Source organism: Chachezhania sediminis, assembly GCF_009765275.1.
Taxonomy (GTDB): domain Bacteria; phylum Pseudomonadota; class Alphaproteobacteria; order Rhodobacterales; family Rhodobacteraceae; genus Chachezhania; species Chachezhania sediminis.
This window is the reverse complement of the sequence record NZ_VOPH01000004.1, coordinates 435,300-458,389: the sequence shown is the minus strand read 5'-3', so window position 1 is coordinate 458,389 and position 23,090 is coordinate 435,300. Positions and strand designations below refer to the sequence as shown.

At 65.6% G+C, this 23,090-nt stretch carries 22 protein-coding genes; 11 read left to right on the top strand and 11 right to left on the bottom strand.

Going from position 1 to position 23,090, the window contains the following annotated elements:
* Positions 1 to 155 precede the first annotated feature (155 nt).
* The 7 genes from FQK05_RS15625 (at position 156) to FQK05_RS15595 (ending at position 6,449) form a co-directional block, all read left to right on the top strand.
* A complete protein-coding gene (locus tag FQK05_RS15625) occupies positions 156 to 710 on the top strand; it encodes a CvpA family protein (RefSeq protein WP_158968444.1) in 555 nt (184 codons plus the stop codon).
* A gap of 200 nt (positions 711 to 910) precedes the next feature.
* Positions 911 to 2,365, top strand: a complete 1,455-nt coding sequence (gene purF / locus FQK05_RS15620; protein WP_158968442.1) for an amidophosphoribosyltransferase — start codon at positions 911 to 913, stop codon at positions 2,363 to 2,365.
* Positions 2,366 to 2,530: 165 nt separating this feature from the next.
* Positions 2,531 to 2,806, top strand: coding sequence for a pilus assembly protein PilZ (locus tag FQK05_RS15615; RefSeq protein WP_158968440.1), 276 nt, complete (start codon positions 2,531 to 2,533; stop codon positions 2,804 to 2,806).
* A 67-nt stretch (positions 2,807 to 2,873) separates the two neighbouring features.
* Positions 2,874 to 3,581 carry an SDR family NAD(P)-dependent oxidoreductase gene (locus FQK05_RS15610; RefSeq protein ID WP_158968438.1) on the top strand — a complete coding sequence of 236 codons (708 nt, stop codon included), beginning with the start codon at positions 2,874 to 2,876 and terminating at the stop codon, positions 3,579 to 3,581.
* 212 nt (positions 3,582 to 3,793) lie between these two features.
* Positions 3,794 to 4,576 carry a 5'/3'-nucleotidase SurE gene (gene surE / locus FQK05_RS15605; RefSeq protein WP_158968436.1) on the top strand — a complete coding sequence of 261 codons (783 nt, stop codon included), beginning with the start codon at positions 3,794 to 3,796 and terminating at the stop codon, positions 4,574 to 4,576.
* A complete protein-coding gene (locus FQK05_RS15600; protein WP_158968434.1) occupies positions 4,573 to 5,220 on the top strand; it encodes a protein-L-isoaspartate(D-aspartate) O-methyltransferase in 648 nt (215 codons plus the stop codon). The genes surE and FQK05_RS15600 overlap by 4 nt, the downstream gene beginning before the upstream one ends.
* A 74-nt stretch (positions 5,221 to 5,294) precedes the next feature.
* Positions 5,295 to 6,449 carry a peptidoglycan DD-metalloendopeptidase family protein gene (locus tag FQK05_RS15595; RefSeq protein ID WP_158968432.1) on the top strand — a complete coding sequence of 385 codons (1,155 nt, stop codon included), beginning with the start codon at positions 5,295 to 5,297 and terminating at the stop codon, positions 6,447 to 6,449.
* 268 nt (positions 6,450 to 6,717) lie between these two features.
* Here FQK05_RS15595 and FQK05_RS15590 read toward each other — a convergent pair whose 3' ends face one another.
* Genes FQK05_RS15590 through tatA form a run of 4 tightly spaced genes read right to left on the bottom strand, consistent with a single transcriptional unit; the run spans position 6,718 to position 9,359 of the window.
* On the bottom strand, positions 6,718 to 7,590 hold the full coding sequence (locus FQK05_RS15590; RefSeq protein WP_158968535.1) for an ATP-binding protein: 873 nt from the start codon (positions 7,588 to 7,590) through the stop codon (positions 6,718 to 6,720).
* Positions 7,591 to 7,621: 31 nt separating this feature from the next.
* The gene (gene tatC / locus FQK05_RS15585; RefSeq protein ID WP_158968430.1) at positions 7,622 to 8,593 is read right to left on the bottom strand and encodes a twin-arginine translocase subunit TatC; all 972 of its coding nucleotides are present in this window, start codon (positions 8,591 to 8,593) and stop codon (positions 7,622 to 7,624) included.
* 9 nt (positions 8,594 to 8,602) lie between these two features.
* The gene (gene tatB, locus FQK05_RS15580; RefSeq protein ID WP_158968428.1) at positions 8,603 to 9,136 is read right to left on the bottom strand and encodes a Sec-independent protein translocase protein TatB; all 534 of its coding nucleotides are present in this window, start codon (positions 9,134 to 9,136) and stop codon (positions 8,603 to 8,605) included.
* 7 nt (positions 9,137 to 9,143) lie between these two features.
* On the bottom strand, positions 9,144 to 9,359 hold the full coding sequence (gene tatA, locus FQK05_RS15575) for a twin-arginine translocase TatA/TatE family subunit (RefSeq protein WP_158968426.1): 216 nt from the start codon (positions 9,357 to 9,359) through the stop codon (positions 9,144 to 9,146).
* Between the two features lie 199 nt (positions 9,360 to 9,558).
* Between tatA and FQK05_RS15570 the strand changes: the two genes are divergently transcribed.
* On the top strand, positions 9,559 to 10,233 hold the full coding sequence (locus FQK05_RS15570) for a helix-turn-helix transcriptional regulator (RefSeq protein ID WP_158968424.1): 675 nt from the start codon (positions 9,559 to 9,561) through the stop codon (positions 10,231 to 10,233).
* A 34-nt stretch (positions 10,234 to 10,267) separates the two neighbouring features.
* Here FQK05_RS15570 and FQK05_RS15565 read toward each other — a convergent pair whose 3' ends face one another.
* From FQK05_RS15565 to FQK05_RS15555, 3 genes are all read right to left on the bottom strand, one after another.
* A complete protein-coding gene (locus FQK05_RS15565) occupies positions 10,268 to 11,329 on the bottom strand; it encodes a Hint domain-containing protein (protein ID WP_158968422.1) in 1,062 nt (353 codons plus the stop codon).
* Positions 11,330 to 11,629: 300 nt separating this feature from the next.
* Positions 11,630 to 12,739 carry an ABC transporter ATP-binding protein gene (locus FQK05_RS15560; protein ID WP_158968420.1) on the bottom strand — a complete coding sequence of 370 codons (1,110 nt, stop codon included), beginning with the start codon at positions 12,737 to 12,739 and terminating at the stop codon, positions 11,630 to 11,632.
* A 98-nt stretch (positions 12,740 to 12,837) separates the two neighbouring features.
* Complete coding sequence (locus FQK05_RS15555; protein ID WP_158968418.1) at positions 12,838 to 13,617, bottom strand: SDR family oxidoreductase; 780 nt, start codon at positions 13,615 to 13,617, stop codon at positions 12,838 to 12,840.
* A 170-nt stretch (positions 13,618 to 13,787) separates the two neighbouring features.
* On the opposite strand from FQK05_RS15555, the gene FQK05_RS15550 reads away from it, so the two are divergent.
* The 3 genes from FQK05_RS15550 to FQK05_RS15540 all read left to right on the top strand — a co-directional run bounded on the left by FQK05_RS15550 (position 13,788) and on the right by FQK05_RS15540 (position 18,066).
* On the top strand, positions 13,788 to 15,395 hold the full coding sequence (locus FQK05_RS15550) for a peptide chain release factor 3 (protein ID WP_158968533.1): 1,608 nt from the start codon (positions 13,788 to 13,790) through the stop codon (positions 15,393 to 15,395).
* Between the two features lie 25 nt (positions 15,396 to 15,420).
* The gene (locus FQK05_RS15545) at positions 15,421 to 16,167 is read left to right on the top strand and encodes a hypothetical protein (RefSeq protein ID WP_158968416.1); all 747 of its coding nucleotides are present in this window, start codon (positions 15,421 to 15,423) and stop codon (positions 16,165 to 16,167) included.
* 384 nt (positions 16,168 to 16,551) lie between these two features.
* Positions 16,552 to 18,066: a DEAD/DEAH box helicase gene (locus FQK05_RS15540; RefSeq protein ID WP_158968414.1), complete on the top strand. Its 1,515-nt coding sequence runs from the start codon at positions 16,552 to 16,554 to the stop codon at positions 18,064 to 18,066.
* A 354-nt stretch (positions 18,067 to 18,420) separates the two neighbouring features.
* On the opposite strand, the gene FQK05_RS15535 is transcribed toward FQK05_RS15540, so the two are convergent.
* Genes FQK05_RS15535 through nuoN form a run of 4 tightly spaced genes read right to left on the bottom strand, consistent with a single transcriptional unit; the run spans position 18,421 to position 23,090 of the window.
* Positions 18,421 to 20,091 (bottom strand): ribonuclease J, encoded by a 1,671-nt coding sequence (locus tag FQK05_RS15535; protein WP_158968412.1) that lies wholly within the window; start codon positions 20,089 to 20,091, stop codon positions 18,421 to 18,423.
* A gap of 4 nt (positions 20,092 to 20,095) precedes the next feature.
* Positions 20,096 to 20,869 carry a type III pantothenate kinase gene (locus FQK05_RS15530; protein WP_158968410.1) on the bottom strand — a complete coding sequence of 258 codons (774 nt, stop codon included), beginning with the start codon at positions 20,867 to 20,869 and terminating at the stop codon, positions 20,096 to 20,098.
* Between the two features lie 30 nt (positions 20,870 to 20,899).
* Positions 20,900 to 21,655: a biotin--[acetyl-CoA-carboxylase] ligase gene (locus FQK05_RS15525; RefSeq protein ID WP_158968408.1), complete on the bottom strand. Its 756-nt coding sequence runs from the start codon at positions 21,653 to 21,655 to the stop codon at positions 20,900 to 20,902.
* A complete protein-coding gene (nuoN, locus tag FQK05_RS15520; protein ID WP_158968406.1) occupies positions 21,645 to 23,090 on the bottom strand; it encodes an NADH-quinone oxidoreductase subunit NuoN in 1,446 nt (481 codons plus the stop codon). Before nuoN ends, FQK05_RS15525 begins: the two co-directional genes overlap by 11 nt.

Here is a 23,090-nt window from a genome sequence, read left to right as displayed (position 1 = left end):
CGCGTGCCGGGGCGACCCCCGGACGAGCGGCGAACGGGCCCATCCGGGCCCCGGACCCGGCAGCAACAGGGCCGCAAGGCCGAGCAGGAACCGGCGGCACCATCGTGGCGTCCCGGCAATCAGAGACGAAAAAACGGGGACTGGCGAGCGTCACCATGGAAGGTTTTACCATCATCGACGGCGCTGTGGCCGTTGTCATCGTAATCTCCGCGCTTCTGGCCTATTCGCGGGGTTTTGTGCGTGAGGCCATGGCAATCGCCGGCTGGATCGCCGCGGCCGTCCTGGCCTTCATCTTCGCGCCTCAGGTCGAGCCGCTGATGAAAGAAATCCCGGTCATCGGAAAGTACATCGCCGACAGCTGCGAATTGTCGATCATCGCGGCCTTCGGCGCGGTGCTGGCGATATCGCTGATCGTGGTGTCTTTTTTCACGCCGCTGTTTTCGACCGTGGTGCAGCGGTCTGCCTTCGGCGGCGTCGATCAGGGCCTGGGCTTCTTCTTCGGCGTGGCCCGCGGCATCCTGCTGGTCGCCATCGCCTTCTTCATCTACCAGACGGTCGCCGCGACCGACAGCTTCACCGTCGTCGACCAAAGCCGGTCCGCGCAGGTCTTCGAACGCCTGACCACGCAGATCGAAAACGACGACCCCGCAAAGGCCCTGGGCTGGATCACCTCGCAATACGAGGTCCTGGTCGGAACCTGCGGCCGTTGAACTTCTGCCGGAAACGGCTATATAGCAACCGTCTTGCGTAAGTTGACGAGTCCACGATGCCCTGGAGCGGAACACGTGCCGGGGGACCGGATCGCATTTGTGATCCTTTCGTGACATGGACCGCGTCACAGCGTAAGACGGTTTCAGCGACAGTACCGGATTCGGAGACCGACTTGCGCGCGTCAGATTTCCCAAAGACCATGCCGCCTGCCCATCCTTTCGACGATGACAAGTTGAAGGAGGAATGCGGGATATTCGGTGTGACCGGACTGCAGGATGCCGCCACCTTCGTGGCGCTTGGCCTGCATGCCCTGCAACACCGCGGACAAGAGGCCGGCGGCATCGTCACCCACGATCCCTTGCTGGGTTTCAATTCCGACCGTCGCTTCGGTTATGTCCGCGACAACTTCACGTCTGCCGACGTCATGGCCGGCCTGCCGGGGCCCCTGGCAATCGGCCACGTGCGCTATTCCACGGCCGGGTCCAAGGGCCAGACCCAGATCCGCGACGTGCAGCCGTTCTTCGGCGAATTTTCCATGGGCGGTGCGGCCATCGCTCATAACGGCAACATCACCAACGCGTTGGCGCTGCGGCGCGAACTGATCGAGATGGGCTCCATCTTCCAGAGCTCGTCCGACACGGAATGCATCATCCACCTGATGGCGCGGTCGCTGCAGCGCACCATCCCGGAACGGATGGAAGACGCGCTGCGCCGGGTCGAGGGCGCCTTTTCCGTGGTCGCCATGACCCGCACAAAGCTGATCGGCGTCCGCGACCCGCTGGGCGTGCGCCCGCTGGTCCTGGGCAGGCTGGGCGAGGGGTACGCCCTCAGCTCGGAAACCTGCGGCCTGGACATCATCGGCGCCGAGTTCATCCGCGAGATCGAACCGGGCGAGATGGTCGTGATCGAGGACGGCGTCGTCGACAGCCGCCGCCCGTTCCGCCAGAAACGCTCGCGCTTCTGCATCTTCGAAAACGTGTACTTCTCGCGCCCCGACTCGGTCATCAAGGGGCGGTCAGTCTATGAAAGCCGCGAATCCATCGGCCGCGTCCTGGCCCAGGAAGCCCCGGTCGACGCCGATATCGTCTGCCCGGTGCCCGACAGCGGGACGCCCGCGGCGATCGGCTATGCCCACGAATCCGGCATTCCCTATGCCATGGGGATCATCCGGAACCAGTATGTGGGCCGGACCTTCATCGAACCCACGGAACACATCCGCAACATGGGCGTCCGGCTGAAGCTGAACGTCAACCGCGCCCTGATCAAGGGCAAGCGGGTGATCCTGGTCGACGATTCCGTCGTGCGCGGGACCACCACCCGCAAGATCAAGGAAATGCTGCTGGAATCCGGCGCGGCCGAGGTCCACTTCCGCATCGCCTCGCCCCCCACGGCCTGGCCCTGCTTCTATGGCGTCGACACGCCGGAACGGGAAAAGCTGCTGGCCGCGACCATGACCGAAGACGAGATGCGCAACCATCTGGGCGTCGACTCGCTCAAGTTCATCTCGCTCGACGGTCTCTACCGCGCACTGGGCGAAGAAGGCGGTCGGGACACGCGGCATCCGCAATATTGCGATGCCTGCTTCTCGGGCGAATACCCGGTCCAGCCCAGCGACCAGATCGATCAGGGATTCCAGCTGAAGGCTGCCGAATAGATCGTGACTGACGGCAAGGCGCTGCCGAGTGCAGCGCCGGCCCCTTTCCTTTCCCGTTTGCCAGACCTATGTCCGCCGCCCGACACGCAGTCATCGCCTGCGCGTCGGACACCGAAAACGGACAATGATCGTGGCGGATCTCTGCCGCGGCTGGGGAAAACGAAAATGACCAATGCCCTTCCGGGTCAGGGCCTGACGCCCGAGAACGTGGCCAAGCTGGCCACCAACGAAACAGACCTGAACCTGCGCACGACCACGCTGATCGGCCTTCTGGGCTCTCCCAAGGCGCCCTCGGCCCTTCTGCGTCTGTCCTCGGGCAAGATCGTGACCGTGCGACCGGGCGACCGTGTCGCCGGCCGTCAGGTTTCAGCCATCGGCGACGACAGCATCACGCTGGGGACCGGCGCCGGCACCAAACGGCTGCACATGCCGGGCAGCTGAGGCCGCCACACTCTTGGGCGCTGCGCCGCACTTGACGGCGCCGCGCCGGCGATGCACATCGCGGTCCATGACCAGCACCCTGCCCGACGCCTCCGACACTCCCTCCGCTGCCGCGCCTTCCGGCCCGAAACCGGTTCTGGTGACCGGCGCGTCCCGCGGCCTGGGCTTTGCCCTGGCCGAAGCGCTAGCCCCCGATCACCACGTCGTGGCCGTGGCCCGCACCATCGGTGGCCTGGAAGAGCTGGACGACCGTATCAAGGCCAGGGGCGGCCGGGCCACGCTGGCGCCGATGGACATCAACGTACCCGAAGCCATGGCCACGCTCTGCCGCGGGATCTGGGATCGCTGGGGCGGTGTGTCGACCTGGTATCACTGTGCCATCCACGCAGCCCCACTGGGCCCGGTCGATCACATGGACGACAAGGACTGGTCCAAGTCGATCGAGACCAATACCAATGCCACCGCGCGCCTGATCACCTATGTCTCGCCTCTTCTGGGGACCGAGGGACGTGCGGTCTTCTTCGATGACGTCCACGCAGGCGAGAAATTCTATGGCATCTACGGCGCCACCAAGGCTGCGCAGATCGCGCTGGCCCGCAGCTGGGCGAACGAACAGGCGGCTTTCGGCGACCGGATCAAGATCCTGACGCCGCCGCCGATGCCGACCGCGCTGCGCGGCCGGTTCCACCCGGGCGAGGATCGGACGCGCCTGACACCCCCGGCCCAGGCCGCAGCACAGCTTCTGGCGGAACTCGCCACCGTGACCGCCGCCTGACGGCGCGCGCGAACACCACCAAGGTCTTCAAGTCCGCGTCCCCCCACCGGGGCGGCGCATCGCGTCTTGACCGTCGGGGCGGGCGGGTCGGGTGCGAGAGGCGCGATCCCCTGCCTCGATCAAGGGGCGCCGACCTGTCGCTGCCTGCTGGGCGCGGGCCCGGTTGCTCCGCCCCTGCCCCATGGGTATCAAGGACGCGGAAAGGATCCTTCATGCGTATTCTGGTCACAAATGACGACGGCATCGCGGCCCCGGGCCTGGCCGTCCTGGAAGAGATCGCGGCCGAGATCGCGGGCCCCAAGGGCGAGGTGTGGGTCGTGGCCCCCGCCTTCGAGCAATCGGGCGTGGCGCACAAGATCAGCTATACCCACCCGATGCTGATCGCCAAGCTGGGCCACCGCCGCTATGCCGCCGAAGGCGCGCCGGCGGATTGCGTGCTGGCCGGCATCCACGATGTCATGGAAGGCCTGATGCCCGACCTCGTGCTTTCTGGCGTGAACCGCGGCAACAACTCGGCCGAGAACGCGCTTTATTCCGGCACACTGGGCGGGGCCATGGAAGGCGCGCTGCAGGGCCTGCGCGCCATCGCCCTGTCGCAGTTCCTGGGCCCCAGGATCTTCAACGCGCCCGATCCGTTCGAGGCCGCCCGCGTTCACGGGGCCGAAGTCGTGCGCCGGATCCTGGCCCACGATCCCGAGGACCAGGTCGATTACCGCCTGTTCTACAACGTGAACTTTCCGCCCGTTCCCGCGGCGGACGTGCAGGGCTTTCGCGTCGTGCCGCAGGGCTTTCGCCGGGACACCGCCTTCGGGGTGGAACCGCACCTGTCGCCCTCGGGCCGGCGGTTCCTGTGGATCAAGGGCGTCAACCAGCAGATCCGCACGGCGCCCGGTACGGATGTCGATGCCAACCTGGACGGCCATGTCTCGATCACGCCGATGCGCGCCGATCTCAGCGCTCACGACATGATCGACCGGCTGAAATCCATCGAATGACCGGCCCCGGCCCGGACGTGCTGATGCAGTTCCTCTACGCGCTGCGGTCCAAGGGCGTGACCGACAAGGCCGTCCTGACCGCCATGGAAGGCGTCGACCGCGGCCGCTTTGTGCGCGGCATCTTTGCCGAACGCGCCTATGAAGACCTGCCGCTGCCCATCGCCTGCGGCCAGACCATCTCGCAACCGTCCGTCGTGGGCCTTATGACCCAGGCGCTGGAGGTAACGCCCCGCGACAAGGTGCTGGAGGTCGGCACCGGATCGGGCTACCAGGCGGCCGTGCTGGCGCGGCTGGCGCGGCGGGTATATACCGTCGATCGCTTTCCGCAGTTGGTCCGCGCGGCCCGCGATCTCTTTGCCGAGATCGGGCTGTCGAACGTGACCGCGATCACCGCAGACGGGTCCCGCGGACTGCCGGAACAGGCGCCCTTCGACAAGATCCTGGTCACAGCCGCGGCCGAAGATCCGCCCGGCCCCCTGATGGCCCAGCTGAAGCCCGGCGGCGTCATGGTCGTGCCTGTCGGGCAGTCGGATGCGGTGCAGACGCTGATCCGTGTGCGGCGGCTTGCCGACGGATACGACTATCAGGAAATACGGCCCGTCCGTTTCGTCCCGCTGCTTGAAGGGCTGGGCAAGGACGGGTAGGACCGGACCAGGGGACATAGTGGGGACCGGCTGGCCTCGGCTGGCGGTCCCGCAATCGTGGGAACGAGGAAAGCATGATCCGAATGAACGATATCCGCACTGCACGGATCGGGTCCTGCCTTGTGGCACTGACCCTGGTGGCCGCCTGCTCGGAACCCTTCGACTATGACCTGCGGGGCAAGATGGGCGGATTTTCCACCTCTCAGGCCGCGCGCACCGCGACCGAGGCGCGGCCCAAGCCCGATGCCAACGGCATCATCTCGTACCCCAATTACCAGGTGGCGGTGGCCCGGACCGGCGACACCGTGACCACGCTTGCGAACCGGATCGGCCTGACCCCGGCCGAGGTCGCGACCTATAACGGCCTGCAGGTGGGCGACCCGCTGCGCGCCGGCGAGGTGGTGGCCCTGCCCCGCCGCGTCGGTCCCGGAGTGGCGGCGCCCGGGTCGGTCGATATCGCGACCCTGGCCGGCAATGCCATCGACACGGCGCCCGCCACGCCTGGCGCGGCCACGACGACCGGCACCGCCGCGGCCACCGCCGCCGGCAGCGAACCTGTCCGTCACAAGGTCGAACGGGGCGAGACGGCCTATACAATCGCCCGGCTTTACAACGTGCCGGTGAAGGCTCTGGCGGACTGGAACGGGCTGGATGCGGAATTCACCGTACGAGAAGGCCAGTACCTGCTGATCCCGGTGACGACCGCCGCGGCGCCGAAGGCCGCGGCCGCATCGACAACGCAGCCCGGCCAGGGCTCGCCCACGCCGCTGCCGCCGAGTGCCGCCAAGCCGCTGCCGGCCGAGACCATCGCCACGACGCCCATCGCCGAGGCGCCGAAACCCAGTTCGACCGTGGCGCTGACTCCCACGGCCAAGTCCTCGGCCCGGATGTCGATGCCGGTGTCGGGCAGCATCGTGCGGCCCTACAGCAAGGGCAAGAACGACGGGATCGACATTGCGGCGGCGCCCGGAACCGCCGTGCACGCGGCCGAAGGCGGCACGGTAGCGGCGATCACCGCCGATGCCGACCAGGTGCCGATCCTGGTGCTGCGCCACCCGGACAACGTCCTGACCGTCTACGCGAATGTGCAGGACATCAAGGTCAAGAAGGGCGACACCGTGTCCAAGGGCCAATCGATCGCCCAGCTCCGCAGCGGCGACAATGCCTATGTCCACTTCGAGGTCCGCAAGGGGTTCGAGAGCGTGGACCCGATGCCCTATCTTCAGTGATGTAGGAACGGTGCGTGCAGAGCACGCACCCTACCGGTCGGGCGAAGGTCCGGCGTCTTGATCGTGTTCAGGCTCGCATTGGGGGCGCTGCCCCCGCCGCACCTTTGGCGCGACTCCCCCGAGGGTATTTGGAGACCAAAGAAGTGAGGGCCCGCACCGGGGTTTCGGGTGTCAGCGCGCACATGGCAGGTTCGGGAAAGAAGCCGGGCAAGCCTTGCGGCGTGCCCGGTAGCGGACCCGGTGGCAGACCGGCCTAGACCAACCCCGACTAGCCCAGGCGGACGCCGTGGCGGCCGGCCAGGTCGGTGAAGAACTGCCAGGCGACGCGGCCGGAACGGGCGCCGCGGGTCGCCTGCCATTCGATGGCTTCCGCGGTCAGGACATCGGGGTCGACCGCCACATCCCAGGCGTCGCAATAGCCGCGGATCATGGTCAGGTATTCGTCCTGGCTGCAGGGATGGAAGCCCAGCCAGAGGCCGAAACGGTCCGAAAGCGAGACCTTTTCCTCGACCGCCTCGGACGGGTTGATCGCTGTCGAGCGTTCGTTGTCGATCATGTCCCGTGGCATCAGGTGGCGACGGTTCGAGGTGGCATAAAGCACCACATTGGCAGGACGACCGCCGATGCCGCCATCCAGGACGGCCTTCAGGCTTTTGTAATGCTGGTCGTCCTGGCTGAACGAGAGGTCGTCGCAGAACAGGATGAAGCGCTGCGGGGCGTTGCGCAGGTGGTCCAGCAGCCGGCCCACCGAAGGCAGATCCTCGCGCTGCAGTTCGACCAGCTTCAGGTCGGGATGGCCTTCGGCGACATCGGCATGGATCGCCTTCACCAGGCTCGACTTGCCCATGCCGCGCGCGCCCCACAGAAGCGCGTTGTTCGCCATGAAACCTTCGGCAAAGCGCAGCGTGTTGTCCAGCAGCGTGTCCCGGGCCCGGTCGACGCCGTGCAGCAGCGTCAGGTGAACGTGGGCGACCTGATCGACCGGTTCCAGCCGGTCCGGGTCCACATGCCACACGAAGGCCGAGGCCCGGCCGAAATCCGGGGCGGGCCCCGGCGGCGGCGACATCCGCTCCAGCGCGTCGGCGATCCGTTCGGCGGCAGCGGTCAGACCGTCGCCTTCCAACCCCAGTTCGCCGGCCATCGCCTGCAGCAATCCGTGTGCATCGGTTCCATCAGCGGTCACGGGTGTCGTCCCCTTCGTCTTCTCCGGCATCGTCGCCGAATTCGGCTGCAAGCGGATCCTCTCCGAGGTCGTCATCTTCGAAATACCCTTCCGCACGAAGTCGTGCCTCTTCCTTCTTCTCGACACGTTTCACGAGGAAGATCGAGATTTCGTAAAGACCGTAGACGACCACGAAGAGAATGACCTGCGTGATCACGTCCGGCGGCGTGATGATCGCGGCCAGGATCAGGATCGCGACCACGGCATATTTGCGCACCGATCCCAGGCCTGCGGCTGTCACCAGGCCAGCCTTGCCCATCAGGGTCAGAAGAACGGGCAGCTGGAAACACAGGCCGAAAGCCACGATCAGTTTCAGGGTGATGTCGAAGGTTTCGTTGACCTTGCCCTGAAAGACGATGGCGATGCCATGGGGCGTCGTGGGCATCTGGATCGGATCGGAGGCGGTGGCGCCCAGATCGGCCAGCCCGGTGTCCTGCAGCAGGGGTGCCACCAGCGAACTGGCGTCGGCGAAGCCCAGGAAGAACTTCATCGCCATCGGCGTGACGATATACTGCGCGAAGCTGCCGCCCAGGATGAACAGGAAGGGCGAGGCGATGATGAACGGCAGGAACGCGTTCTTTTCGCTGCGATAGAGCCCCGGCGCCACGAAACGCCACAACTGGTAGGCGATCACCGGAAAGGACAGCGCCAGGCCGAACACCATCGAGATCCGCACCAGCGTAAAGAAATACTCCTGCGGCGCGGTATACTGCATGGTCGGGTTCGGATCCCCCAGCGCCCGCAGAGAGGATTCGATCGGCATCAGCAGGAAATCGAGGATCGTCGAGCCGAAGGTGAATGTGATCACCATCCCCACGATGAAGGCGATCACGGAATAGATCAGCCGCTGGCGCAGTTCGGCCAGATGCTCGATCAGGGGCGCGGTGGAATCGTCGATGTCGTCGTCGGTGGCACTGGTCATCAGGTGATATCAGCTCTTGTCCGGGTCCGCCGGCATGTCGTCGGTGGCCGTCAGGCGCGCTTCGGCTTCCTGGGCGCGTTGCAGGGCCTCGTCCGCCTCGCGCTGGCGGCGTTCGGCCAGCTTGCGGGCGGCGATGGCTTCCATCCGCTTGGCGGTTTCGGCTCTTTCCGCCTCTTTCTGGGCGGCCAGCTTGCCGGTTTCGCTGTCGGGGTCATAGGCCGGCTTCTTTGCCGGTTGGGACGCGGTGTCCTTATCCAGCTTGCGCGGATCGAAATCCGCGGTCAGGTCGCCGGCGGCCTTCCGGACACCGTCCATGGCGGTGTTGATCGGATTGGTGGCCGCGCGCAGGGTCTTGGAAATGTCGCTGACGCCGGCATCGTCGGCGGCGTCATGCATCGCACGGGTGAATTCGCGCGCCATGCCACGGGCCTTGCCGACGAACTGGCCGACGCTGCGGAACAGCACCGGCAGGTCCTTCGGGCCCACGACGATCAGCGCGACGATGCCGATCAGCAGAAGCTCGGTCCAGCCCAGGTCGAACATGGCGCGATCAGGCCTTGTCCTTCTCGGGTTCCGGCGTGATGTCGCGCGCGGTCTCGCCCGTATCGTCCGTGATCTCGTCGTTGGCATCCTTCACGCCGCGCTTGAACGCGGTGATACCCTTGCCGACTTCGCCCATCAGCGACGAAATCTTGCCGCGGCCGAAGAGAACCAGGACCACGACGGCGATCAGAAGCAGGCCCGGCAGGCCGATGTTGTTGAGCATGTCAGTCTCCCTTCGCTGGGGCCGCCGCGCACGAAAGGCGGGCGCGGTCGGCAAATGTGCTCTGTCCGGCCCGGTCTAGAACGGGGCCGCGGCAGGCGAAAGACGCGACGGGGCTTCGGGACGGGCCAAAGCCGCGGGTTTCTGGGGCGCTTGGCGCTGCGACTTGACTCCTGACATGTTTTTGTCAGTAAATACCCCCATGACCCGCCCCGATCGCCTGCTTCGGATCCTGGACATCCTGCGCGACGGACAACGCCACCGTGCGGGCGACATGGCGCTGGCGCTGGATGTGTCGGAACGCACAATCTATCGCGACATGGACCGGCTTATGGCCGCGGGCGTGCCAGTCGAAGGCACGCGGGGCGCGGGCTATCGTGCGACCGGCGCCGTGACCTTGCCGCCCCTGACCCTGTCCCCGGCCGAGGCCGAGGCGCTGACCTTGGGGCTGGCCATCGTGGCCGAAGCCGCGGACGACCGGCTGCGCGGAGCGGCCGAGGCGCTGGCCTCAAGGATCGACGCCGTCCTGCCGGTGGATGTCCTGCCCGAATCCGAAAGCTGGCGCACGGCGCTGACGCCCTTTGCAGACACCGCGCGCGGCGTCGGACAGCTGGCGCGGATCCGGGCGGCGATCAACGGCAGGCAGAAGCTGCGGCTGGCAACGCTGCACACGGACGGAACCCGGACGGACCGGACCGTGCGCCCGCTAACGCTGGAAAGCTTGGGACGGTTCTGGACCCTGCTGGCCTGGTGCGAATGGCGGCGGGATTTCCGCCGCTTCCGACTGGACCTGATCGTCGAGGCAACCGCCCTGCCCGAACTGTTCCGGGACGAGCCCGGCAAGACACTGGCGGATTACCGATCCGGTCAAGTCTGAGACTGAGACTGAGACTGAGACTGAGACGGTCGGATCACGCGCAAAGCGCGCGACGGACAGCGACAGTCCGGATCCCGTCCAACTCATTGGCCACCACGTCCGCCTCGTACCGGCGCAGGACCGGCAGGCAGGTCGGGCCATAATAGCCGCGGCGGGCGACGATGGCATCCAGCACCTTCTGCCCGGCCGGATCCAGGACGGCGACGGCCTGAGGTCCCGGATACAGACTTTCGGCGGCGACGCCGTTTGCGACGATGACCTCGTGCCGGTCCAGCAGCAGGTTGTGATAGTGCAGATCGCGGGCAACCGGCGGTTCAGGCAGGCGCAGGCTGCCGGGCAGATGCTTGGCCGGAAGAAAGGCCGCATCCTCGCCACAGACCAGCTGCACGGCATAGCCCGTGATCCGCAGGCAATGGTTCCGCGACACGCCCAGCGGTCGGTTCGGCAGGCCCGCCCCAAGGGCGTCGGGCGCGATCATCACCGGCCGGAGGGACGGATCGCGCAGCCGTGCAAAGGGGTCCACGATACTGGTGGCCAGCCAGCGCACCCGCACCACGCGGCCATCGGCCGTCAGAACCGTGTCGCCGGGACGGAAGGCTTCAACCGGACGGTCGCCTTCGGGCGTCCGGATCAGGGTGCCGGCCAGATAACACAGCGGTTCCGGCGTGGGCGATCCATCCATATCCTGGACCCGGAATGCGCCGTTTCCGAAATCGTCCATGTCCTCTTGCGAGGCGCTGTTTTTCGGCAGGAAGACCAGACGGGCCGACTGGCCCGGCGCGGGATAGTCGATCACCGTGATCAGGTTCATCACGTCGCCCTTGTACTGGTCCGGGATCTGGTTGCCGCCCAGGTTTTTCCGCGTCGGAAGGGTGCCTGTGAACTCGTAGACGAAGGAATAGGTTTCGCCGTCGATGCTGATCACCGTCGTGGGATCGGGAATCCCCGCCCCCGGCTGCTGCAGCACCAGGTCGCCCGGGTCGCCCGAAGGCGTCAGCGGCAGGAATTCGATCCGGATCGCGCCGGCGGGCGTCAGATTGACGCCCGGGTTCTTCGCGTTGCTGTTATCTGTCCGGGCCCAGAACGAAACGACCATCGATAGTTTTCCTGACGCAGACGGCGCGGAAGTCCCGGCGCCGGATGTTACGAATGCAACCCGGTCATCGGATGCCCGACGACCGGCAGGGCCGGATATCAGAACTTCGGGAAAAAGAGAAAATCCCCCGAGCTGCCTTTCACAGAAATTTCAGAAACTTGTGCCAGGCATGAGCGGGAACCGACCGATGCAGCGCCCAACAGTTTACGTGGTGAAAGCATCTTCAACCGCAAGACGCGCGCGGCCTTTTGCAGACCGGGCGCGATCGGATCTTTGTTTCATGAACCGGGTCGCGGCAGATCAGGCGTTGGCCCGATTCTGTGCCGGGAAGATGAAACAGCGGTCGCGACGGACGGTCAGCCATAGCGGCGTGCCGGCCGACGGCAGGAAGACGCCCGGGACCGTGGCCTTCAGGTCGGATCCGTCGTGGTCCATGCGGAACTCGATCAGGCTTTCGTGGCCCAGGAACCGGGCGCGGGCGACCCGACCCCGGGCGGCCACGCCATCGGTCGGCGTGGGTCGCGGCCCATGCCCGTTGCGGTCGAAATCCAGCCGGACGTGCTGGGGCCGGAAGACGATGTCGACGGCCGTGCCGTCCGGGATCCCCGGCGCCAGGAAACGGCCGAAGGCGGAATCGGCCAGCGCCCCGTCCACCTTGGCTTCCAGCACGTTAACGTCGCTGAAGAAGGCCACCGCCGCCCGGTCCACCGGGTGGGTATAGACATTGTAGGGCGCGCCCCGCTGCACAATCCGCCCGTCGCGCATCAGCGCGATCTCGTCCGCCATGCGCATCGCCTCGTCCGGTTCGTGGGTCACCAGCAGAACGGCCGTGTTCTCGGATTTCAGCAGATCCAGCGTCTGGTCCCGGATCCCGTCCCGCAGACGGTTGTCCAGGCCGGAAAACGGCTCGTCCATCAGCATGATCCGGGGCCGCGGCGCCAGCGCGCGGGCCAATGCCACGCGCTGCTGTTCGCCCCCCGACAGTTGGTGCGGATAGGCATCGATGTGGCGCAGAAGATCCACCCGCTCCAGCAGTTCGACCACCCGGGCCCGGCGCTTGTCGCGCGGGCCCTTCAGACCGAAGGACACGTTGTCGGACACCGACAGGTGCGGGAACAGCGCGAAGTCCTGAAACATCAGGCCGATCTCGCGCTCCTCGGGCGGCACGCGGGTGATCGTGTCGCAAATCAGGCGGCCGTCGACCCAGATCTCGCCCTGCTCCTGCATCTCGACCCCTGCCACCATGCGCAGCGTCGTCGACTTGCCACAGCCAGACGGGCCCAGCAGGCAGGTCACCTGCCCCGGCATGACGGCAAGCGACACATTGTCGACCACTGGTCGGCCGTTGAACCGGCGGGTCAGGTTGCGGATTTCAAGCCGCGGCGCCAGCGGAGGATTGGGCTGCTGCAACGAACGGGCCTCTTGCCTTTTGTCCGATAGAATTGGTCAGGATCCCGACCGAATAGCAACCCGGACAGGATCCTGCAACGCGGCGGGTTGGCACCCTGTCACATGGTCAGAAGCGTGGCGCCGCCGTCCAGCATCAGGTTCTGCCCCACGATGAACCCCGCGTGCTGCGAACAAAGGAAGGCGCAGGCCTTGCCGAATTCCTCGGCCGTGCCATAGCGCCGGGCCGGGATCGTGGCTTCGCGCCGTTCGCGGGCTTCCTCGGCCGTGATACCCTGCGCCGCGGCCACCCCGCCATCGAGCGAGACCGCCCGGTCCGTGGCATGGATCCCCGGCAGCAGGTTGTTGATGTTCACGCCATAGGGCGCCACCTGACGCGCGGTGCCCGCGACATAGCCGGTCAGACCGGTACGCGCCGCATTCGACAGGCCCAGCTGCGCAATCGGCGCCCGGACGGATTGCGAGGTGATGTTGACCACCCGGCCCCAGCCCCTGTCCATCATGGCCGGCATCAGCCCCTTCATGAAGGCGATGGGCGTCAGCATGTTGGCATCCAGGGCCTTGATGAAATCCTCGCGGTCCCAGTCGGACCACATCCCCGGGGGCGGCCCGCCCGCATTGGTCACCAGAATGTCGACACCTGCCGCGGCCTCCAGCACCTCGGCCTGGCCCTGGGGCGAGGTCACGTCGATGGCGACCGTGGTGACCGTCACACCGTAATCCCTGCGGATCGCCTCGGCCGAAGCCTCCAGCGCCTCTGCCCCGCGTGCGTTCATCACCAGGTCGACGCCTTCCGCCGCCAGCGCCTGCGCACAGCCCAGGCCCAAGCCCTTGCTCGACGCGCAGACCAGCGCGCGTTTGCCTGCGATTCCAAGATCCATGGCCGACCCTTTCCGATAGTCCTGTCCCTAGGCGCGCCGGTCCTTCGGCGGCCCCTCGCGCCACCTAAACACCCCGCGTCGTCCTAGACCAGCCCCTCGGGCCGCGGGCGGGCCTCTGCTACCCGTTGCGCCGGACCCGCCCCGACGCTATGGGCAGGCGCATGACCGACATGCCCGAAATCCGCTCCAACCGTCCCGCGCTGCCGCCGGAAATCGCCCGGCGCCGGACCTTTGCCATCATCTCGCACCCAGATGCCGGCAAGACCACGCTGACCGAGAAATTCCTGCTATATGGCGGCGCGATCCAGATGGCCGGACAGGTCCGCGCCAAGGGCGAGGCGCGGCGCACCCGGTCGGACTTCATGCAGATGGAAAAGGACCGCGGCATCTCGGTTTCCGCCTCGGCCATGTCCTTCGATTACGGCGGCTACCGGTTCAACCTCGTCGACACGCCCGGTCACTCGGACTTTTCCGAAGACACCTATCGCACGCTGACGGCGGTGGATGCGGCTGTCATGGTGATCGACGGCGCCAAGGGCGTGGAAAGCCAGACCCAGAAGCTGTTCGAGGTCTGCCGCCTGCGCGACCTGCCGATCCTGACCTTCTGCAACAAGATGGACCGCGAAAGCCGCGACACGTTCGAGATCATCGACGAGATCCAGGAAAACCTGGCCATTGACGTGACGCCCGCCAGCTGGCCCATCGGCCAGGGCCGCGATTTCATCGGCTGTTACGACATCCTGCACGACCGGCTGGAACTGATGGACCGCGCCGACCGTAACAAAGTGGCGGAATCGATCCGGATCGACGGGCTGGACGACCCGAAGCTGGCCGAACATGTCCCTGCCCAGCTGCTGGAGCAGTTGAAGGAAGAGCTGGAGATGGTGCGCGAGCTGATGCCGCCGCTGGACCGGCAGGCGCTTCTGGACGGGACGCTGACGCCGATCTGGTTCGGCTCGGCGATCAATTCCTTCGGGGTGAAGGAACTGATGGACGGTGTCGGCGCTTTCGGCCCCGAACCCCAGGTCCAGAATGCCGAACCGCGCAAGATCGCGCCCGAGGAAGACAAAGTCGCAGGCTTCGTCTTCAAGGTGCAGGCCAACATGGACCCCAAACACCGCGACCGGGTGGCGTTCCTGCGCATGGCCAGCGGCCATTTCAAGCGCGGCATGAAGCTGACCCATGTCCGTTCGAAAAAGCCGATGACGGTGTCGAATCCCGTGCTCTTCCTCGCCTCCGACCGGGAACTGGCGGAAGAGGCCTGGGCCGGCGACATCATCGGCATCCCGAACCATGGACAACTGCGCATCGGCGACACTTTGACCGAGGGGGAGGCCCTGCGCGTCACCGGCATCCCGTCCTTCGCGCCGGAGCTGCTGCAAAGCTGCCGCGCCGGCGACCCGATGAAGGCAAAGCACCTGGAAAAGGCCTTGATGCAATTCGCCGAGGAAGGCGCGGCCAAGGTCTTCAAGCCCTCGATCGGGTCCGGCTTCATCGTAGGTGTCGTGGGGGCACTCCAATTCGAGGTCTTGGCATCCCGGATCGAATTGGAATACGGTCTGCCTGTACGGTTCGAAAGTTCACAATTTAACTCTGCCCGATGGGTACATGGCCCCAAGCTTGCAGTCGAGAAACTGGTCGCTGCCAACAAGCAGCACATCGCCCACGACCATGATGGCGACATCGTTTTTCTGACAAGATTGCAATGGGATATCGACCGCGTTGTACGCGACTACCCGGACGTCACACTGTCGGCGACCAAGGAGATGATGACCTGATGCACGGGATGACTGACCTGCCCAGATGGACCTAGATGATACGATCTATCCAGGCGGTTTTTATAGCCTGATGCGGTTTCTAGAGGCCAAGGAAGTCCCCTACGACGATCCTCTGGCGGTGCTGCCGCCGGTCGATGTGGACCTCTCCGAACTGGCTGCGCGCACGGTGCGCGCCGATACGTCGCCGCTGGGCCCCTACGAGGCGCAGGATGCGAAACGCAAATATGCGACGCTGACGGCGGAACTGGACGGCATGAACGAACTGGCGCTGGTCCACGCGATGTGCGTGGCCGTGCTTCGCCGCAGGGATCCCCCGCGCGAGGCGCTCTGCCTGTTCCGTCGCATCTGGGCCGAACAGGGCGATGCGATGGCGAACGTCCTGCCGGTGCGCTGGCTGGTTTCGGCCTGCGTGACCTTCGCAACCCATGGCGAAAACCAGGCCCAGGTGTCGGGCGGCATGGGGATCGCCATGCTTTTCGACATGATCAAGCTGCACGACAGCGAACGCCGCTTGTCCGGACGCCGCAATGATCAGGCCTTCCCGAAAAAGGCAGAACGCCCGCGTCATCCCATCGCCTTCGATCTGACACCCTATGCGCTGGACACGGGCGACATGGACCGTTTGATCCTGGCCCGGCTCTGGCGCCTGGCCGAAGAAGACCCGCTCCTGCGCCCGCTGGGCTTCCGCTTGCTGCGGCTTCTGATGACCGAACGACGCACCGTCTTCGCCCGCTTGCAGCGCTTCAAGAAGCACCGGTCCACCGACGAATAAGCGGCGCGTGCTTGGCACCCCCCCGACCGCCCGGACCACGGTAGATGCGGAAAGCGCTGTCCCCCTGACGTCTTCGGTCCTCAAGTAATCCCGGGGGTGCGGAAGCAGCGGCCCCGGTTCACCGCACGCCGAGCGTGAACCATCGTGGCTCTCTCCCAGGGGCTCCTTCAATCTGAAAACGCCGCAAGGTGAACTTTCGGCGCGGCAACGCCCCCGATCCGCCGGAATGCGGCCCCCCGGCAAGTACACGCGGATTTGACCCCGGCGCCACAATTTGCTATGGCCCGGCCACATGTGCACAAGCCGGCGCTCCGCCGCGGCCATCCGGGTCGGCATGAACCCAGACGTGCGGGCCAAGTCAGTGTCCGCAAGCAACGGACACATATGACCAAGTTCTCTGATCTGAACCTCAATCCGAAGGTCCTGCAGGCTGTCGCCGACGCAGGCTATGAAACGCCGACACCGATCCAGGCCGGGGCCATTCCGCCCGCCCTGGAAGGCCGCGACGTGCTGGGCATCGCCCAGACCGGCACCGGCAAGACGGCGTCCTTCACGCTGCCGATGATCACCCGGCTGGCCCAGGGCCGCGCCCGGGCGCGCATGCCGCGCAGCCTCGTGCTCTGCCCTACCCGCGAACTGGCGGCCCAGGTGGCGGAAAACTTCGACACCTACACCAAATACCTGAAGCTGACGAAGGCGCTGCTGATCGGCGGCGTTTCGTTCAAGGAACAGGACGCACTGATTGATCGCGGCGTCGACGTTCTGATCGCCACGCCCGGCCGCCTGCTGGACCATTTCGAACGCGGCAAGCTGCTGTTGACCGGCGTGCAGATCATGGTCGTGGACGAAGCCGACCGGATGCTGGACATGGGGTTCATCCCCGACATCGAACGCATCTTCTCGCTGACGCCCTTCACCCGGCAGACACTCTTCTTCTCGGCCACCATGGCGCCAGAGATCGAGCGTATCACCAACACCTTCCTGTCCGCACCCGAACGCATCGAGGTCGCCCGTCAGGCCACCGCATCGGAAACGATCGAACAGTCGGTCGTGCTTTTCAAGGGCTCGCGCCGCGACCGCGAAGGGTCGGAAAAACGCAACCTGCTGCGTGCACTGATCGACGCCGAAGGCGACAAGTGCACCAATGCGATCATCTTCTGCAACCGCAAGACGGACGTAGATATCGTCGCCAAGTCGCTGAAGAAATACGGATATGACGCGGCGCCGATCCATGGCGACCTGGACCAGAGCCAGCGGACCCGGACACTCGACGGTTTCCGCGAAGGGACACTGCGGTTCCTGGTGGCATCCGACGTCGCCGCCCGCGGCCTGGACGTCCCCAGCGTCAGCCACGTCTTCAACTTCGACGTGCCCAGCCATGCCGAGGACTATGTGCACCGGATCGGCCGCACAGGCCGCGCCGGCCGCGAAGGCAAGGCGATGATGATCTGTGCCACGCGCGACGAGAAGAACATGGCCCAGGTGGAAGCCCTGATCCAGAAGGAAATCCCGCGGATCGAGAACCCGCTGAAGAGCTCCGCCCCGGAGACCGAGACGGAAGAGGCAGAAACCTCGACCTCCGGCAGCGGCCGGTCGCGCACGCGGACCCGTGCCTCGGGTTCGTCGCGCGGGTCTTCGGACAAGGGTTCGGACAGGGGTTCGGAGAAAGGGTCGGACAAGCGCTCCGACAAAAGCCAGGTCAGGGGATCGGACAAGAGCGTCGAAGAGACGGTCGAAAAACCGTCCGAGAAGGCCGCGTCGGGGTCCGACAGCAGGTCGCGGTCCTCGAGTGGCCGGGGACGAAAGTCCGATGGCGGAAGTGGCGGTCCCGTGGTGGGCATGGGCGATCACATGCCCAGCTTCATCGCGCTGAGCTTCGACGAACGCCGCGCCAGCTGAGGAAATGTCGGATCCGGCGCGCCATCGCATTGCCGATTGCCGGATCCGCCCGAGATCGCCCGAAGGGCGCCTCCGGCGCCCCCATAACCGCCGACCGCCCGTCGAACGACGGTCCTGTCGCCCGCATCCGGGCACGCGCGACCAGCCGCCGGCGATCTGTTTTTCAAGAACATGAAGAACTTTTGACGGAGTGCGGCGCCGGCCGCTTCTTGATGCGGTCGGATAACCCGACGCCGGAAGGCCTGACCGGTTCTGTCGGAACCCAGCCGACCGCCACGCGTCCCGGGCAGACGGGGGGCGCTGCCCCCCGGCCCCCCGAGATATTTGAAGATCAAAGAAGTGGCGGCGCGCGCGCTATTCCAGGCGCGAGATGATGACGGTGACTTCGGGCTTCTTGCCGATTTCACTATTGGCGGTCTGCCGCGCGATACGGCGGATCGCATCGTCGATCTTGCCGTCGTCCTTCATCAGCTTGCGGTCGGCGCGGGCAAAAAAGGAGGACAGCTCCTTTTCGATCCGGTCTGCCACGGGCTTTCGGGACTGGCCTTTCGGCGGCAGGCCCATCGGTTCGCACCAGGGATCCCCCAGCAGGCGGTTTTCCTCGTCGATGATGATGTTCACCGTCACGTGGCCGTTCAGCGCCATCCGGATCCGGTCGCGGACGATGCCGTCGAAGGCGCCGATCTTGACCGAACCGTCGACATAGGTGCGCCCGGCTTCCAGCAGCTCCAGCACCTGCGGCGTGTCGCCGGTCAGATCCAGCATGGTGCCGTTGACCGCGATGGCCGAGGCAAAGCCGGCCTCTTCCGCCAGTTTCACATGTTCCCGCAGGTGGCGGTGTTCACCGTGCATCGGGATGATCATCTTCGGCTTCACGATGGAATGGAGCCGCTGCAGGTCGGGCCGGTTCGCGTGGCCCGAGACGTGGTAGCGGCCGCCGCTGTCGTCCACGACGTCGATGCCGCGTTCCGACAACTGGTTCATGATCCGGATCACGTCGCGTTCGTTGCCAGGGATGGTCTTGGACGAAAACAGGAACGTGTCCCCCGCCTTCATCTCGATCCCGAGGAACTTGCCGCGGGCCAGTTGGGCCGAGGCCGCGCGGCGTTCGCCCTGGCTGCCGGTGGCCAGCACCAGCAGATTTTCGCGGGGAATCTGGGCCGCGTCTTCCGGGCTGACGACGCCCGGGAAATCGGTCAGGATGCCGGTTTCGACCGCGGCCTCAACCATGCGGCGCATGGCACGGCCCAGAAGGACGACGGACCGGCCGACCTTCTGCGCAGCCTCGGCGATGGTCACCAGGCGCGCGATGTTCGAGGCAAAAGTCGTGGCCACGACCATGCCGGGCGCGTCGGCCAGCAGGTCCTGGATGGGACCGGACAGTTCAGATTCCGACCGGCCCGGACTGGGCGAAAAGACGTTGGTGGAATCGCACATCAGCGCGTGAACGCCAAGCGCCGCGACCGAAGCCCAGAGATCGGGATCGAAGGCTTCGCCCACCACCGGTTCGGGGTCGAGCTTGAAATCGCCGGAATGGATCAGGCGACCTTTCGGCGTGTCGATGACCAGACCGGCGCTTTCGGGAATCGAATGCGCGATCGGCAGGAAGCCCACCCGGAACGGGCCCGCCTTCACCTGGTGCGGCCAGGGATCGACGACATGAACGGCGCTTTCCGGATGGCCCTGTTCGTCCATCTTGCGGCGGGCGATGTTGGCCGTGAAGGCACGGGCATAGACCGGTACGTCGAGATCGGCATAGAGATGCGCCAGCGCGCCCACATGGTCTTCGTGTGCGTGGGTGATGAAGATCGCGTCCAGCCGGTCGCGGCGTTCCTTCAGCCAAGCGATATCGGGCAGGATCTGTTCGACCCCCGGGGTCGTGTCCATGTCGGGAAAGGTGATCCCCAGGTCGACGAGGATCAGGCGTCCCTTGCCCGGTTTGCCATAGCCGTAGACATAGGCGTTCATGCCGATCTCGCCGGCCCCGCCCAGGGGCAGGTAGATCAGTCGGTTTTCATCAGTCATTAAGTCAGGTCGTTTCCTTGTTGTACCTGTGGATCACGGACAGTCCGTGCATCGTCAGGTCGTCCACGAATTCGTCGAACAGATCGACACTTTGCTGGAAGAGCGGCGCCAGCCCGCCTGTAGCTATGACACGCATCGGCCGGTCTCGTTCGGCCTTGATGCGCGCGCAGATTTCGCGAACGAGGCCGATATAGCCCCAGAAGATCCCCGACTGCATGCAGGCCACCGTATTGGTGCCCACCACGCGCTGGGGCTTCGAAATATCGACATGCGGCAACGCGGCCGCCGCCATGTGCAGCGCTTCCAGCGACAGGTTCACACCCGGCGCGATCACGCCCCCCACATAGGCGCCGTCATTGCCCACCACGTCGAAGGTGGTGGCGGTGCCGAAATCGACGACGATCGCATCGCCGCCGAAGAGGTCATAGGCCGCCACCGTGTTGACCAGCCGGTCCGGCCCAACGGCCGTTCCGGTATCGACGCGGACGTCTATCGGCAAATGGCAGTCCGGCTTGCCGACCACAAGGGGGCGCGTGTGATAATAACGGTCGGCGAAGACGCGCAGGTTGAAAACCACCCGCGGCACCGTCGACGACACGATCACGTCCGAGATCTGCGCCTCGATCTTATGAAGCTGCAGCAAGGCCGAGAACCAGACATAGTACTGGTCCGCCGTCCGCCTGCCGTCGGTCGATGTCCGCCAAGTCGCGAGGAACGTCTCGCCGTCCCAGATTGAGAACACGGTGTTCGTATTGCCACAGTCGATGGCCAGGAGCATCGCTCCCTCCCCCCAAAATCAGTTATGCGGTCAGAAAAAGACCTCGGCCGCCGGGATCGCCCTGCGACCGCCGAGCGTGGATAGAACAAGGTTGCCCTGCTCGTCCACCGTGTCGAACCGGCCGATGATTTCGTCCTTGCCGGTACGCGCGGTGATGACTTCTCCCAGCTTCGCGGCGCGGGCCAGCCACGCCGCTCGGATCGGGGCAAAGCCTTCGGCGACAAAGCGCGCCTCTTGCCGTGCATAGGACTGGGCCAGCGCGTCAAGGAAGGCTTCCGCGCCGATGTCCACGCCCGCTTCTCCCAGAAGGGACACGGGCCGCAGGGCGCGCGCTTCCACCTCGGACGGTTGCGGGGCAGAGGCGAGGTTCACCCCGATCCCAATGAACAGATGCGTGACTTTCGTTCCAAGCCCGCTGCTTTCCAGAAGGATGCCCGCCAGCTTGCCACCGTTCAGAAGCACGTCATTGGGCCATTTCAGCCGCAGGCCCGTGTCGGATCCCACCACCTCGGCCACGGCATCGTAGAGTGCCAGCGCGGTCACAAAGCTGCGCAGCGCCACATCGCCGGCGGGTTCGGACGGGGTCAGGATCAGGGTGGCGGCAAAGTTGCCGACCGGCGTCGACCAGGCGCGCCCGCGCCGGCCCCGGGCCGCGGTCTGACGATGCGCCAGGATCCAGGTCGGCCGGTCCAGCGTGGCGGCCACGCGGGCCGCCTCGCTCAATGTGCTGTCGACCTCGTGCAGGACACGGCGGTCGTAGCCCGTGGGCCAGTCCTCAGTGGACAAGAGTAGCCGCCGCCGCGGCTGCTGCGGTGTCCACGCCGAACATGTTGAACACGCCCAGGACCATGGCCGCAGCCGAGACCATCAGGAACCCCCAGAGGACGGGCTGGGTGCGATGGTCCAGCTCTTCGGCCTCTTCCCCGAAATACATGATGTAAACAAGGCGAAGGTAGTAGAAGAGACCGATGACCGAGGAGATCGCCGCGATCACCGTGAGCCAGTACAGACCGGATTCGATGGCTGCCGTGAAGACCGCAAATTTGGCGAAGAAGCCCAGCATCGGCGGCACACCCCCCATCGAGAACAGCAGGATCAGCATCGCCATGGCCTTGGCCGGATCACGTGCGCCCATGCCGCCCATTGCCTTGATGTCGGTCACCGGCTGGCCGTCGCGTTCCAGCGACAGGATGAAGGCAAAGGCGCCCACGTTCATCGTGACATAAATGGCCAGGTAGACCAGCATCGCCTCGACCCCGGCTTCGGTGCCGGCGGCCAGACCCATCAGGGCATACCCCATGTGGGCGATGGACGAATAGGCCATCAGGCGCTTGATGTCGGTCTGGCCGATGGCCGCGATGGAGCCCAGCAGCATCGATGCCACCGACAGCAGCACCAGCACCTGTTGCCAGTCGCCTACGGCACCGCCGAACGCGTCGTAAAGGACGCGGGCGAAAAGCGCCATAGCGGCCATCTTCGGCGCGGTTGCGAAGAAGGCGGTCACCGGCGTCGGCGAGCCTTCATAGACGTCTGGCGTCCACATGTGGAACGGCACGGCCGAAACCTTGAACGCCAGGCCCGAGATCACCAGCACCACGCCAAACAACATGCCGATGGAAACGCCGTCTTGTGTCGTCTGGATGATGCCGGAAAACAGCGTCGTCCCGGAATAGCCGTAGACCAGCGATGCACCGAACAGCAACAGGCCCGACGACAGCGCGCCCAGAACGAAGTACTTCAGGCCCGCCTCGGTCGACTTGATGCTGTCCCGGCGCAGCGCAGCCACGACGTAGAGCGCCAGCGATTGCAGTTCGAGCCCCATGTAAAGCGTCATCAGGTCGCCGGCCGAAACCATGACCATCATGCCAACGGCGGCCAGGCAGATCAGCACCGGGTATTCAAAGCGCAGCAGCCCGTGCTTCGACATGTACTCCTGGCTCATGATCAGGACCACCGCGGCGGCGATCAGGATCGTGAACTTCGCGAAGCGGGAAAAGTCGTCATCGATGAAGATGCCGCCGAAAGCCATGTGCGTGCCGGATTCGACAGCGCCGACATATACGGCCAGCACCGCCATCACCGCCGCGGTCAGCCAGACCAGCACCGGCGCCAGCGCGTCCTTCTTCGTGTAGACCGCCCCGATCAGGGCCGCCATCGCGAAGAGCGCCAGGACGATCTCGGGAAGGATGACGGCCAGATCGGCCTGCAGGTTCGGTTCCAT